Here is a 13,207-nt window from a genome sequence, read left to right on the forward strand (position 1 = left end):
ATGATAAGAAAACTGCAAATGATGGCAGTCTGGATAAGCCCATTGTCAAAGGATAGGTTAAATGAGGAGCGGAATGAGGTGAAAGTCTCACGTTCCGTTCTGGAGAGCAGTGGCTCTCGCAAGAGAGTCACTGACTTTAATGCGAGTTCATTTTGGAGGGTTCCCTGACCCATGCGAAGCGAGGGAAGGGAATCACGAGAAAATGAACAATCTCTTGATCCAAACGTCGATACCTGTGTTACTATGAATGTATAAACGCGGTAGAAGCCATAACCGATGTACCAAGCAGTCAAACTCAGAATCTATCGTGGGATTTGTTCCTATCAAAAGTCTAACAGACGTGGATAGGGCGAGGTGATGAACCTTGACAACTCAATAACCGTGATGGTGCGAATCCATCCCTCCAGATGGTGGAGTGACAGCATAACCCCTTCTTACAGAGAATGGTCATCAAAGTGAGAAAAGCGGGGTTAAACGGCAGTAATGATGAATCTGACATCAAATCCTGTCTAGCATCTAACTATGTGTACGAAAGGAACTTCCAACAGAAGTATCGTCACTGAGATCCAGCCTACGCAGATTATGGGCGGGCGACAAAATGTCAATAAGCTAACGTACTGGAAAAAGATAGAGTTTAACCAGAACCATCAACACAGCTTAGGTACAGAGGAAGGCACTAAGGTTAGGAATACGGTTATTGGGAACAAAGTAACCCTTATAAACCTCTTGGGTAAGGTCGAAACCTGAGTAGCAACCAGCGCAAGGATTATATAGGGAAGGATTGTGTAAGAAGCCAAAGCCTGTTTGTAATGAATAGGATATGCCGACGTACACACTGTTCAATGGAATGAATGGTCTTAAGTAGTAATGAAAAAGTCATGAACACGGCATTAAAACCGATGTATGAATGGCAAGAAATACCCTGGCGAAAAGTTGAAAAAAAAGTCTTTAAGTTACAAAAGAGAATATTCAAAGCCAGTCAACGGGGTGATGTCAAATTAGTCCAAAAATTACAAGGGCTAATCCTAAAAAGCTGGGAGGCAAAACTGTTAGCAGTCAGAAGGGTAAGCCAAGAAAATAAGGGCAAGAAAACCGCAGGAATAGATGGAGTAAAATCTCTAGTGCCCAAACAAAGAATGGCAATTGTAAATCAATTAAAACTTGGTAACAAATCAAAACCAACTCGTAGAGTATGGATACCAAAACCCAACAATGACGAAAAGCGACCTTTAGGTATTCCGACTATGTTTGAACGGGCATTACAAGCCCTAGTAAAACTAGCATTAGAACCCGAATGGGAAGCAAAATTTGCTCCGAACAGTTACGGTTTCCGACGGGCACGCTCCGCCCATGATGCAATCGAAGCCATATTAATCAGCATCAATAAAAAGCCAAAATATGTGCTGGATGCTGATATATCGAAATGCTTCGACAAAATCAACCATAACAAATTACTGGCAAAACTCCAAACATACCCCAAGCTCAGACAACAAATCAAGGCTTGGTTAAAAAGCGGGGTTATGGATGGTAAAACCCTATTCCCTACCGATGAAGGCACACCACAGGGAGGTGTAATATCCCCACTACTAGCCAACATCGCCCTACAGGGTATGGAAGAAAGAGTCAAGCAATACGCGGAAACTCTAAAAGGAAACAAATCCAAAAACAAACAAGCCCTCACTTTTATCAGATATGCAGATGACTTCGTTATCCTGCACAAAGATTTAAAGGTAATAAAGGAAAGCCAAGTAATAATTAGTAAGTGGTTGGCAGAAATGGGATTAGAGCTAAAACCCCAAAAAACGAAAATATCCCACACACTTAGAAACCATGATGGAAACATCGGCTTCGACTTCTTAGGATTCAATATAAGACAGTACCAAGCCGGTAAACATCACGGAGCTAAAAGCAGTAGCGGGATTAAACTGGGTTTCCAAACCCTAATTAAACCAAGTGCTGGAAAAGTCAAAACGCATCTAAGAGAATTAGGAGAAATAATAGAAAGCCAGAAGTCAGCCCCACAGGTTGCCTTAATTAAACGACTAAATCCAATCATAAGAGGATGGAGCAATTATTACTCATCAGTAGTAAGCTCCGAAATATTCTCGGATTGTGACCGTTATTTATTTGAAAAACTCAAAAGATGGGCTTATAGACGACACCCAATGAAAAACCGAACTTGGATAATGCAAAAATACTGGCATACCGAGGGAAGTAATAATTGGGTATTCAGCACTAGAGAAGGACAGAACTCCTTCAAATTGGCAAGACACCAAGAAGCAAAAATCACTAGACACGTCAAGGTAAAGGGTAACAGAAGTCCTTACGATGGGGATTTAATTTATTGGAGTAGTCGAATGGGATTACACCCGGAAATGCCAGCAGAAAAAGCGTATCTACTCAAGAAACAAAAAGGACGCTGTGCATACTGTGGACTAACATTCCAAGATGGAGACTTATTAGAAACCGACCAGATCATCCCTACCTCAAAGGGTGGTAAAAACTCAAAAGATAATAAGCAATTACTCCATCGACATTGCCACGATACAAAAACAGTTAAAGATAAGACTGGTACTCATAACAAAGAGTCATTGGAGAGAGTCCCGGTGTGAAGGGAAACTTTCACGCACCGTTTTGAAGCCGATCCAGAACGGTGACGTATCTGGCTTAGGGCAACCAACGCAAGAGCAGGAAGCATATCTCGCTCTTGCTTTCGGTAATTGTCGATGGCTCTATAATTTCATGCTGAACCACAGGACAGAAACTTAACGAAACACTGGGAAAGGTCTGACGAAAGCTGCGATGGACAAGATGCTACCGGATCTAAAACGGGAATATGAATGGTTAGGTTTAGCCTATTCTCAGTCATTGCAACGGGTGACGTATAACTTGTCATCTGCGTTTCAGAACTTTTTTGAAGGTCGTGCTAAATATCCGACATTCAAGAATAAGTTCTCGAAACAATCCGTTGGCTATCCGCAAGGTGTGAGGCTTTTGCTCGGGGATAATTCGCTCAAATTTCCCGGTACATTGGGAATTGTAAAAACCGTGTTTCATCGCGGTCTTCCCACTGGAAAACAAGGTTGCGTTACCGTCTCTAAGACCACTGACGGTAAGTACTATGCTTCTATCTTGTTTGAAACGTCTGTCGAGACTGTCGAAGCAATCAACGACGCGATCGGTGTGGATCTTGGATTGAAAGACTTCGCGATCACGTCTGATGGTCAGAAACACAATCCATCCAAACGAACACAACGAAAGCTCAAGAAACTAGAACGTAACAAGAAACGCAAGCAGCAGAAACTATCCCGAAAGAAAGGTGAATCCAATCGTCGCAAAGCAAAGCGACGAGTTGCTAAAGTTTCTGCTAAGATTTCGAGAATCCGCTCAGACTTTCTCCACAAGCTATCCCGCAAAATAGCTCACGAAAACCAAGCGATCGTGGTGGAAGATCTAGCCGTCAAGAACATGGTCAAGAATCCCAATCTGGCTAAAGCGATCAGCGACCAGGGATGGGGAACGTTTCTGACGATGCTCAAATACAAAGCGGAGAAGTTCGGTCATCAGTACGTTGAGATCAATCGGTTTTTCCCGTCATCGCAACTGTGTGCCGAAACTTTGCTACCGATTCCCATGCTTCAGAACGGTTTTGATAGCTTGGGGGTCAGGTTTGTAGACTGTCCAAACTGCGGTAAGCAACACGATCGCGATATCAACGCTGCGATCAATATCAAGCATGAAGGGAAAGCGGATTTTGGCATTGGGAACCAGTGCTACTGCTTCTTTTGGGTATGTAAGACCAAAACGACCGGGACGTAAAAAATCCACGGTCGTGGAGGCGATTCCCAGTGAAGGAAGAAGCCCCCACCATACCTGAAAGGTTGGTGGTGGGTAGTTCACACTCAGTACTCAGTACCGACTAGGCAGTCCACTTTTGAGCTACAAGTTCGGCTAAATCAACAACCCGTTGAGAATAACCCCACTCGTTGTCATACCAAGCCACAACTTTAACCATGTCGCCATCCATGACCATCGTCAGACTGGCATCGACAATCGAAGATTCATCGGTGCCGCGATAATCTGTGGAAACCAACTCCAGGTCGCTGTATGCCAAAATGCCTTTCAGTTCCCCTTCAGCGGCTTCCTTTAATGCTTGGTTTACTTCTTCAACAAAAGTCTTTTTCTCAACATTAATGACCAAATCCACAACGGAAACGTTGGGAGTTGGTACGCGCAAAGCGATCCCGTTCAGCTTGCCTTTTAGTTCTGGTATTACCAGACCTACTGCTTTAGCCGCACCCGTGGTTGTTGGTACGATGTTCATCGCTGCTGCCCGCGCCCGACGCACATCCCGGTGAGAAGCATCCAGCAACCGTTGGTCGCCGGTATAGCTGTGGGTGGTGGTCATCGTGCCTTTGATGATACCGAATTTTTCGTGCAGTACCTTGGCAATGGGAGCCAGACAGTTGGTGGTACAGCTAGCGTTGCTGATCACCCAGTGCTTTTCGTGGTCGTAATGGTGGTGGTTAACCCCAACCACAAACATGCCGTCATCGCCTTTCCCTGGTGCTGTAATCAGAACCTTCTTGGCGCCAGCGGTGATATGCTTGGATGCACCTTCCTTGCTGACAAACACGCCGGTCGATTCGATGATCAGGTCAATTTCCCACTCTTTCCAGGGCAAGTTTTCTGGATTGCGATCCGATACACATTTAACTGTCTTGCCGTTTACAATGATTGAGTTTTCGTCATAACCAATATCCGCATCCAACTTACCCAGCATCGTGTCATATTTGAGCAGGTGAGAGTTGGTTTTTGGGTCAGAGGTGTCGTTGATAGCAACGAGATCGATGTTGCTATTTGTTCTGCCCAGCCAACAGCGCATAAAGTTGCGCCCAATACGCCCAAACCCGTTGATCGCGACTCTGATCACTGCGTCTTGCCCTCTGTGAATCCAGTAATAATTACCTAGTGAACCCAATGATATCGCAAATATTGTACAATTCAACGCCAGTCAACCATTTTTAGGTATCAAGTTGTTTTTTGCTCGATTTATCAGGTTTTTGCGGCTATTAGGGCAAAAATCATAATTTTAATAAAATCTCTAGATTTATCGCTGGGTTGTTTATTTGGGCGCAACAAGACTGCCTCTTTTTATGGGCGAGAGGTTAAATTTAGGCGCGATCGCTCTGATAAAGTTTCTCTTGGGCGATATAAACTCTCACCGCTTCGGGAACCAAGCCGCGAATCGACCGATTCTGACGACAGTAATGGCGAATCAGACTCGATGAGATGGGAAAAGGAGGCATCGACAAAATAGACCAGCGAATCGGTATCGATTGAGACAATAGCTGCTGCTCGACTTGCTGGCAGAGAAAATGCATCGGATTGGCGATCCCATCAAGTTGCGCCCGCTCAGTTCGTAGTAGGCGCTTTAGCGCCGCAGTTCGTAGTAGGCGCTTGAGCGCCCCCAGATCAGTTCCAAAACCGGGATCGAGTCGGGGAGCCACCAGCCAATCGCAAGCCGGGATTAATTCCTGACGGCGATACCAGCGGGGTAAGGTTTGGAAGGCATCCAAGCCAAGAATCCAGTACCAGTGGGTATTTGGGTAAAGTGCTTGCAGGTGTTTTAGGGTTTCGATGGCGTAAGAAGCGCCCGCGATCTCGCCATTGCTCGATTCCAGCACAAAAGCAGGGTTGTGTGCGATCGCTCGCCGCACCATTTCGCATCGATGTTCTAACGAAGACATTGATGTTACGGATTTATGCGGAGGGCAACCGGAGGGGATCCAGATCGCTCGGTCGATGCCGCACTGAGTGAGAGCAGTTTGGGCGATCAACAGGTGTCCCCAATGGACAGGATCGAATGTGCCACCAAAAATAGCCAGTTTCTGCATCGCTGACATATGGGATCTGGGGGCATTGGTAATTGGGAAAAAGCGGGATCTCCGAACTGACAAGAGCGTCAGTTGGCAACCCGCCCATGACATTCTTCCTCATCACCCATGACGGGTGACCCGCGATCCAGGCTCGCATATCTCAAAATCAGTATTTTTAGGGATGAAGGTGCATCCGTCCAAGGCTGTATCGTGAAAAAATAATTCCTGGTATGATATCGCCTGTTATACATACAGTAAGGTGTTGTGTGGTGTGTAAGGAGTTGATATGAAAAATACTGTTGATTTTAGCGGCAGGCCATTTCATTTCATCGGGATAGGTGGAATTGGAATGTCAGCTCTCGCCTATGTTCTGGCGCAACGGCAACTGCCGGTATCGGGTTCAGATATTCGACCTAGCCACATTACCCAGCGCTTGCAGGAACTCGGCGCCCATATATTTAGAGAACAAGTTGCCACCAATTTGCAATTTTTTCTGCCAACTGTAGAGCCAGCTTCTGAATCCTTACAACCAGCAACGGTGGGCGTTGGCGCCACAAACGTCAAGAAAACTGAACAATCCTTAAAGCAGGAGCCGAAATTAAACCTGGCGACAGGTGCGCCAGCGTTACCTCAAGTCATTTGTTCTACAGCAATCAATACAACCAACTTTGAGTATCGGGCAGCTCTGGAGTTAGGGTGTCCGATTTTTCATCGCTCGGATGTGCTGGCAGCCTTGATCCAAGATTACCAAAGCATTGCAGTAGCGGGAACCCACGGCAAAACAACCACTAGCAGCATGATTGGATATCTGCTGCTGATGGCGGGTCTAGACCCGACAATTGTAGTCGGGGGAGAAGTTAAAGCCTGGGAAGGCAACGCCAGACTGGGAGGTGGAGCTTATTTAGTCGCCGAGGCGGATGAGTCGGATGGGTCGCTGGTGAAGTTTTCCCCCCAATTAGGCGTGGTGACCAATATCGAACTCGATCATCTGGACCATTACGAATCCCTGGAGCAGGTAATTAATACCTTCGAGATATTTGCCTCCCGGTGTCAAATTGTGGTGGGGTGCATTGATAGTCCGCCGGTATGCTCGCGCATCAAACCACACATTAGCTACAGCCTCAATCCGGATGCAGGTGCGGACTACACGGCAAAGGATGTGGTCTACCTTGCCGACGGCATTACAGCGCAAATTTGGGAACGGGGAGAAATCCTGGGAGAGTTAAACTTACCGTTGCTGGGACAGCACAATTTGAGCAACGCACTCGCAGCAGTGGCTGTGGGTCGTCACTTGGGGTTAGAGTTTGAAGTCATAGCGAGTGCGATCGCCACGTTTTCTGGTGCCAAACGCCGCTTTGAACTGCGGGGCGAAGTCAACAATATCCGCTTCATCGATGACTATGCTCACCACCCCAGCGAAATTCGCGCCACCCTCGCCGCCGCCCGTCAAAATTCTCCCAACCAAAGGATTGTGGCAATTTTCCAACCCCATCGCTACAGTCGGACGCTGAGTTTATTAGCAGATTTTGCTCAGTGCTTCAACGATGCCGACTTGGTAGTTATCACCGAGATTTACAGTGCGGGAGAAGCCAACAACGGGTTAGTTAACGGGCAACAAGTCGCCCAAGAGATCGCCGCCTACAATCCTCATGCGGTATACCAACCATCGCTACAGTCGGTGGTCGAGTTTCTCCAAGAAACCCTACGCCCCAATGACCTGGCTCTGTTTCTCGGTGCTGGAAACCTCAATCAGGTGATTCCTGAGTTGATAGCTAATTTTGAGGCATCTGAAAAAGACACCCTAGGCGAATATCCCTGCCGGGTTTAATTTCGTTCACCGGACACAGGCATTGCAGTTGCGGATTAAGACATGGATGGGAAAAGAGCGGGTCAGGGTGCAGCGAAAGCTCTTTCCAATGCAACTCACTGCTTCAGTGTGGAGTTCAAGCTGGCTTTGTTTTTAAGGAATTTTTCGCAGTTATTACAAGCTATGACAATCTCCTACGACCTCTCCTTGGGCCTCAACGTTGCTAGTTCAACCAGCCTAGTTTCCGCAGATACTAAATCTCGGCACATTCACCTGCCAGGAACCGATTGTACGATCAAGTATGGGGTTTCTTTAGCATCGCTCACGACTTTTCGCGTCGGTGGCCCTGCGGAGTGGTATGTTGCTCCTCGGCACCTAGAGGAACTACAAGCCAGCTTTGAATGGGCGCAGTCCCAGGGTTTATCCGTTACCCTGTTGGGGGCTGGGTCGAATTTGCTGGTGAGCGATCGCGGTCTACCCGGTTTGGTAATATGTACCCGCCATATGCGTTCCACCTACTTCGACCCGCAGACGGGTCAAGTCACCGCTGCCGCCGGAGAACCCTTGGTTCGTCTCGCTTGGCAAGCCGCAGAAAGGGGTTTACAAGGACTAGAATGGGCAGTTGGCATTCCCGGCACTGTTGGCGGTGCCGTTGTGATGAATGCAGGCGCGCACAATAGCTGTACCGCAGATATTTTGGTCAACGCCCACGTGCTTTGCCCTGACGGTAAGCTTGAGATTGTCACCCCTCAAAACTTGGGCTATAGCTATCGCACCTCGAATTTGCAAGGAGATCGGCGCTTGGTGACTCAAGCAACTTTCCAACTCAAACCAGGTGCCGATGCAGCACAATTAATCGCCACCACCGCTGCCCATCTCAAGCAACGCCATTCTACCCAGCCTTACAATAAGCCAAATTGCGGCAGCGTCTTCCGCAATCCCAAACCTCACGCGGCTGGATGGTTAATCGAGCAAACTGGTCTTAAAGGCCATCGAATTGGTAATGCCGCAGTAGCGCAACGCCACGCTAATTTTATTCTTAACTGCGGCGGGGCAACGGCTAGCGATATTTTCCAGCTGATTCGCTTCGTCCAGCAGAAAGTGGAACAGGAATGGTCTTTATTGTTAGAGCCAGAAGTTAAAATTATGGGCGATTTTCAATTGATTTAGATAGGGTAATAGGCAATGGGCAATCGGTAATAGGCAGGCAATTACCCATTACCTATTACCGATGACCCATGTCTGATGTTCCGTGGCTGTGCAAGAATGGGGTTGTTTACCCAGAAATTTAGTTTATGTCACAAAAGCAGGGATTCGGCTTCGGCTTAGGCAAAATGAAAGAGCTAGCCGAGGCTTTTAAGAAAGCTCAGCAGGTTCAAGAAGGGGCGAAAAGGCTTCAAGAAGAATTGGAGCAAATGGAGATCGAGGGACAATCTGAAGATGGTCTCGTCAAGGTTGTACTCAACGGCAACCAAGAACCCCAGCGGGTGGAAATTTCTCCAGACGCCCTGGCAGGTGGTGCAGAAGCCCTTTCTGCCACCGTTACAGCGGCAATGAAAGATGCCTACGAAAAATCTACGGCGACGATGCGATCCCGCATGGAAGAACTCACCAGCGGTCTGGATATTCCCGGATTATGACATCATGAGATTGTCTGCAATTGCAGGCAATTTCCCTGTCAAATTATTGTCGCAGCCAGCTCAACAAAAACAACGTAAAATCCCACCCCTTTTAGGGGTGGGATAAAATTATTTGAAAAATTAAAGACTGGCAGTTTTGCCCGTTTCTGCCTGAGATGGAATTGGCTGAATGTCTGTGTATCCCATGTTACTAGCAACAGTACGCAAAACAGAAATTTGCTCGTCAAAATCAAGCCCTTCAATTTGCGACAGCGCATCGTTGATCGATTGAGTTGCTTGATAACCTTGGGGCATATCTACAACTGTATCGCCCATTCCTTGCGCCCAAGCATACCAAACCATCAATTGATTGTTTTCTTTTAAAGCACCATAGGCACGAGAATATTCGCTGTCTTCGCAGTTGATAATTTCTCGCATTACTTCTAGCTGATCCTCGTGGGATAATTGATAAAAGTCTCCCATTAACAGCGGCGCGAGTTCTGGTTCTGTTGCAGTTGGCGCCGCGGGAGTAATCGAGTCTCCCATCTGTTCGTAAATCAAATAAAGCAAAGCTAATTTTTCATCGGTTCCTAACCCTTCAAAAGCTTGCACCAATTTTTGAGTTTTTTCTGATAAAGCTTGAGATTGGATGGTATTTTGGCTGGAAATCATAAACTTTTCTCACAGATAGTTTGGGTGTTCAGACTAAGAGATATCAAAGTTTACGGGAAAAAATCGCCCTACTAAAGAGAGAGTTTAAGCCATATCTTTAGATAGAATAAGTGTCTCTCAAATGGGGGATGAAGGATCTATCGCAAGAGAGTTAGAGCAGAAGCGATCGCAAGTTTAGGATTGTTGCAAGGATAACAAAATTCCATACTAGGAGAATCCCAATGACCGAAGAAATCAAACCCAATCCTGAGCAAGCGACTACCCATGAAGCCCAACTTGCGGCTGAAAGCATGGTGGAAGGACAAGAAAAAGTACCCGCAATTGATGTATCGGCTGATTACGAAGCTTCTAAAGCGTTTAGCGTCAGCGAAATTGACCGTACCGAAGAAGGCGCGCAAGCCGCAGCCGTTGAGACTGCACCTAAATTTGAAGTACCAGCAGCAAAAGAAACCGAATTTTTTGCCGAACCTACGGGGGATCCAGCTGATTATATGGATATGGCAAAAGAAGTTAGCCGTACACCAGCTGCTAGCGGCGAAGTTACCGATGAATTAGTGCAAAAAGCTTTAGAATTGGGTCAACCAGCTAGTTAAAAGTGTTGCGTTTTGAGTTGTAACTGAACTAAGAAACCCGGTTTCTTAAACAATACCTTCCAGGGGGAAACCGGATTTCTTGAATGGATAATTTGTGCCAGTAAAATATAACTTCGTGCTAGAACAGCCAAGGGGCAGATAAAACTTCTGGTCAAAAAACTCGGTCTATGACTACAGTTAAAACAGACTGGCAATGGAGCAAGTATGACCGAGGGGAATAATCAAAAGCACGTTATTAAAATAGCAGTTGTCGGTGACGTTCACGACCAGTGGCAGGAGGAAGACGCTCGCGCTCTCGCACATCTGGGTGTAGACTTGGTGCTGTTTGTGGGAGATTTTGGCAACGAGTCGGTGGAAGTGGTGAGAGCGATCGCTTGCTTAAATATCCCCAAAGCAGCAGTTTTCGGCAACCACGACGCCTGGTACACCGCCACGGAATGGGGACGCAAAAAATGCCCCTACGATCGACGAAAGGAAGACAGGGTGCAGGAACAACTCGATCTGATGCACGAGGCGGATGTTGGTTATAGCAAGTTGGATTTTCCCCAATTAAATTTAACCGTTGTCGGGGGTCGTCCGTTTAGCTGGGGTGGTCCGGAATGGAAATACAACCAGTTTTATCAAGAACGATTTGGCGTATCGAGTTTGGAACAATCAACGGATCGCATCCTAGCAGCCGCCCAAAGCGCGGCGTATGAGAACTTGATTTTTTTGGGTCACAACGGTCCCGTGGGGCTAGGATCGCGTCCTGAAGACCCCTGCGGCAAAGATTGGGAGCCGATAGGAGGGGACTTCGGCGATCCGGATCTGGCGGAGGCGATCGCTCAAACCAAACAAATGGGGAAATGGGTTCCCCTTGTAACCTTTGGACACATGCACCACCACCTGCGCCACACTAAAAAGTATTTGCGGACGGCAGTTTGTACCAGTCCCGATGATACCGTTTACTTAAATGCCGCCAGCGTCCCGCGCATCGTTGGGCATGGCAGCGAGATCCGGCGTAATTTTTCCCTGGTATTGCTGGAAGATGGGATTGTGTCACAGGCGTCCCTGGTTTGGGTGGGAGAAGATTGTGCAATCGCCTCGGAGCAAATTCTATATCGCCACTCAGAGGAAGGAATTATGCAACCTGCCTTGAGTTAGTAGTTAAAAGTATCCCCAGCATTGATATGATGGAAGATACGCCCGGAGAGGTGGCAGAGTGGTCGATTGCGCTCGACTTGAAATCGAGTGAACTGAAAAGTTCCGTGAGTTCGAATCTCACCCTCTCCGTTTCACAAACAACATGCCTCACTCGATTTCAACTTCAACGGGCATTCCTCCCGCGCCATACCTGTTAAGGTTGGCGACGGGAGGAATGCCCGACCCAGGCTTGACAAAAGAACGGGTTTCACGATATTGTACAATCTATAAATTTCGTGAAAGTGTTAATGTTACAGGTAATCACGGCTAAGCTAAAACTAGAAGCTTCTCCCGAACAAAAAGAGTTGTTGAGAGAGGTTTCTTTAGCTTATCGGGATGCTTTGAACTATACTTCACAAATGAATTTTGAAAATGGTAAATCTTCTAACGGAACTAAGATACAAAAATTAGTGTAACGAGATTTACGCTCAAGATTCAGCCTTCCTTCCCAGATGGCCTGCAATGTTCCAAGGCAGGTTGGCGCGACCTACAAAGGTTTGCTAACCTTATTAAGACAAAATCAGGAGGCGATTAAAAAAGGAAGGACGAAGAAGCGGTTTAGAGGTTTAGATGAAGCGCCTAAATATATATCTAGAACTTGCAGTCTAAATTATTTAAGGGACTTCACTTTTAAACTAGACAAACAGGTTAGCATCATTAGTTTAAAAGGAAGAATCACTCTTAATTATTCTGGCTACAACAAGCATCTTGAATTGATTAAGAGTGGTTCTAAAATAGGTGGAGCTAAGATTTACTATTCCAAGTCGTCTAGGATTTACTATTTGTTAGTAAGTCTAGAGTTGGATCTACCCGAACTAGAGGCAGCTAACTTAAAAAGAGTTGTAGGCGTAGATGTTGGTAGAAGATTCTTGGCTGTTACTACAGATGTTGAGAACAAAGCTCAGTTTTTCTCAGGAAAGGAGACAATACACAAAGCAAATCGATATCAAAGAGCTAGAAAAACTCTTCAGCGGAAAGGCACTCGTTCTGCCACTAGAAGATTAAAGCTACTAGCAGGAAGAGAAAGACGGTTTACTGCTGATGTTAACCATCAAATCAGCAATCAGATAGTCACTCCTCATACTTTGTTTGGTTTAGAAGACTTGTTAGCAGCCAAAAAAGAAAGGTAAAAAGGCATCAAAAAAACAAAGAAAAGCCAACAGAAACCAAGCTAAATGGTCCAGTGCTGAACTTTATTCATTTATCGACTATAAAGCGGTTTTCGTTGGCAGTTTAGCGATAAAAGTCGATGCAGACTATACAAGCAAAAGCTGCCCTAAATGCGGTCATGTGAGCGATCAGAATAGACCGAACAAGGGACTAATCTTTGATTGTGAATGTTGTCATTTTGAAGTTCATGCTGATTTGATAGGTGCTAGAAACATAACATTAAGAACGATTCTTTCTCGGCAAGACTGGGAAAGAACGGGTGCTTTGTCAGTGCGCCCTGATGTG

Annotated in this window: 14 protein-coding genes and 1 tRNA gene; 12 read left to right on the plus strand and 3 right to left on the minus strand. The window is 46.3% G+C overall.

Translation table 11 applies throughout. The annotated features are described in order from the left end of the window. Positions 1-878 precede the first annotated feature (878 nt). From ltrA to ACE1CM_RS29430, 3 genes are read left to right on the plus strand one after another with little or no spacing between them, the layout of a single operon-like run. A complete protein-coding gene (gene ltrA, locus ACE1CM_RS29420; RefSeq protein ID WP_374882400.1) occupies positions 879-2,612 on the plus strand; it encodes a group II intron reverse transcriptase/maturase in 1,734 nt (577 codons plus the stop codon). Next, the gene (locus tag ACE1CM_RS29425) at positions 2,494-2,769 is read left to right on the plus strand and encodes a helix-turn-helix domain-containing protein (RefSeq protein WP_374882401.1); all 276 of its coding nucleotides are present in this window, start codon (positions 2,494-2,496) and stop codon (positions 2,767-2,769) included. The genes ltrA and ACE1CM_RS29425 overlap by 119 nt, the downstream gene beginning before the upstream one ends. A 33-nt stretch (positions 2,770-2,802) precedes the next feature. Next, positions 2,803-3,819: an RNA-guided endonuclease InsQ/TnpB family protein gene (locus ACE1CM_RS29430; protein WP_374882402.1), complete on the plus strand. Its 1,017-nt coding sequence runs from the start codon at positions 2,803-2,805 to the stop codon at positions 3,817-3,819. Between the two features lie 100 nt (positions 3,820-3,919). Here ACE1CM_RS29430 and ACE1CM_RS29435 read toward each other — a convergent pair whose 3' ends face one another. Next, a complete protein-coding gene (locus ACE1CM_RS29435) occupies positions 3,920-4,933 on the minus strand; it encodes a type I glyceraldehyde-3-phosphate dehydrogenase (RefSeq protein WP_374882403.1) in 1,014 nt (337 codons plus the stop codon). A 241-nt stretch (positions 4,934-5,174) separates the two neighbouring features. Beyond that, positions 5,175-5,906 (minus strand): nicotinate (nicotinamide) nucleotide adenylyltransferase, encoded by a 732-nt coding sequence (gene nadD, locus ACE1CM_RS29440; RefSeq protein ID WP_374882404.1) that lies wholly within the window; start codon positions 5,904-5,906, stop codon positions 5,175-5,177. Between the two features lie 259 nt (positions 5,907-6,165). On the opposite strand from nadD, the gene murC reads away from it, so the two are divergent. The 3 genes from murC to ACE1CM_RS29455 all read left to right on the plus strand — a co-directional run bounded on the left by murC (position 6,166) and on the right by ACE1CM_RS29455 (position 9,326). Further along, positions 6,166-7,707 carry a UDP-N-acetylmuramate--L-alanine ligase gene (gene murC, locus ACE1CM_RS29445; protein ID WP_374882405.1) on the plus strand — a complete coding sequence of 514 codons (1,542 nt, stop codon included), beginning with the start codon at positions 6,166-6,168 and terminating at the stop codon, positions 7,705-7,707. Positions 7,708-7,869: 162 nt separating this feature from the next. Further along, the gene (murB, locus tag ACE1CM_RS29450) at positions 7,870-8,856 is read left to right on the plus strand and encodes a UDP-N-acetylmuramate dehydrogenase (protein WP_374882411.1); all 987 of its coding nucleotides are present in this window, start codon (positions 7,870-7,872) and stop codon (positions 8,854-8,856) included. A gap of 125 nt (positions 8,857-8,981) precedes the next feature. Beyond that, entirely contained in the window at positions 8,982-9,326 is a 345-nt protein-coding gene (locus tag ACE1CM_RS29455) for a YbaB/EbfC family nucleoid-associated protein (protein WP_226592277.1), read from the plus strand. A gap of 120 nt (positions 9,327-9,446) precedes the next feature. On the opposite strand, the gene ACE1CM_RS29460 is transcribed toward ACE1CM_RS29455, so the two are convergent. Beyond that, positions 9,447-9,977 (minus strand): orange carotenoid protein N-terminal domain-containing protein, encoded by a 531-nt coding sequence (locus tag ACE1CM_RS29460; RefSeq protein ID WP_374882406.1) that lies wholly within the window; start codon positions 9,975-9,977, stop codon positions 9,447-9,449. A 221-nt stretch (positions 9,978-10,198) separates the two neighbouring features. Here ACE1CM_RS29460 and ACE1CM_RS29465 point away from each other — a divergent pair, with 221 nt between their 5' ends. The 6 genes from ACE1CM_RS29465 to ACE1CM_RS29490 all read left to right on the plus strand — a co-directional run. Further along, positions 10,199-10,570 (plus strand): hypothetical protein, encoded by a 372-nt coding sequence (locus ACE1CM_RS29465; RefSeq protein ID WP_374882407.1) that lies wholly within the window; start codon positions 10,199-10,201, stop codon positions 10,568-10,570. Between the two features lie 204 nt (positions 10,571-10,774). Continuing rightward, positions 10,775-11,713 carry a TIGR04168 family protein gene (locus ACE1CM_RS29470; protein WP_374882408.1) on the plus strand — a complete coding sequence of 313 codons (939 nt, stop codon included), beginning with the start codon at positions 10,775-10,777 and terminating at the stop codon, positions 11,711-11,713. A gap of 44 nt (positions 11,714-11,757) precedes the next feature. Further along, a tRNA-Ser gene (locus ACE1CM_RS29475) sits at positions 11,758-11,842 on the plus strand. 158 nt (positions 11,843-12,000) lie between these two features. After that, entirely contained in the window at positions 12,001-12,168 is a 168-nt protein-coding gene (locus ACE1CM_RS29480) for a hypothetical protein (protein WP_374882409.1), read from the plus strand. Between the two features lie 36 nt (positions 12,169-12,204). Continuing rightward, a complete protein-coding gene (locus tag ACE1CM_RS29485; protein ID WP_374882410.1) occupies positions 12,205-12,882 on the plus strand; it encodes a transposase in 678 nt (225 codons plus the stop codon). 109 nt (positions 12,883-12,991) lie between these two features. Then, positions 12,992-13,207 (plus strand): zinc ribbon domain-containing protein (locus ACE1CM_RS29490; protein ID WP_374882412.1); only part of this gene is annotated, 216 nt, incomplete at its 3' end.

The sequence above is a fragment of the Microseira sp. BLCC-F43 genome (assembly GCF_041929235.1).
GTDB lineage: Bacteria > Cyanobacteriota > Cyanobacteriia > Cyanobacteriales > Aerosakkonemataceae > Microseira.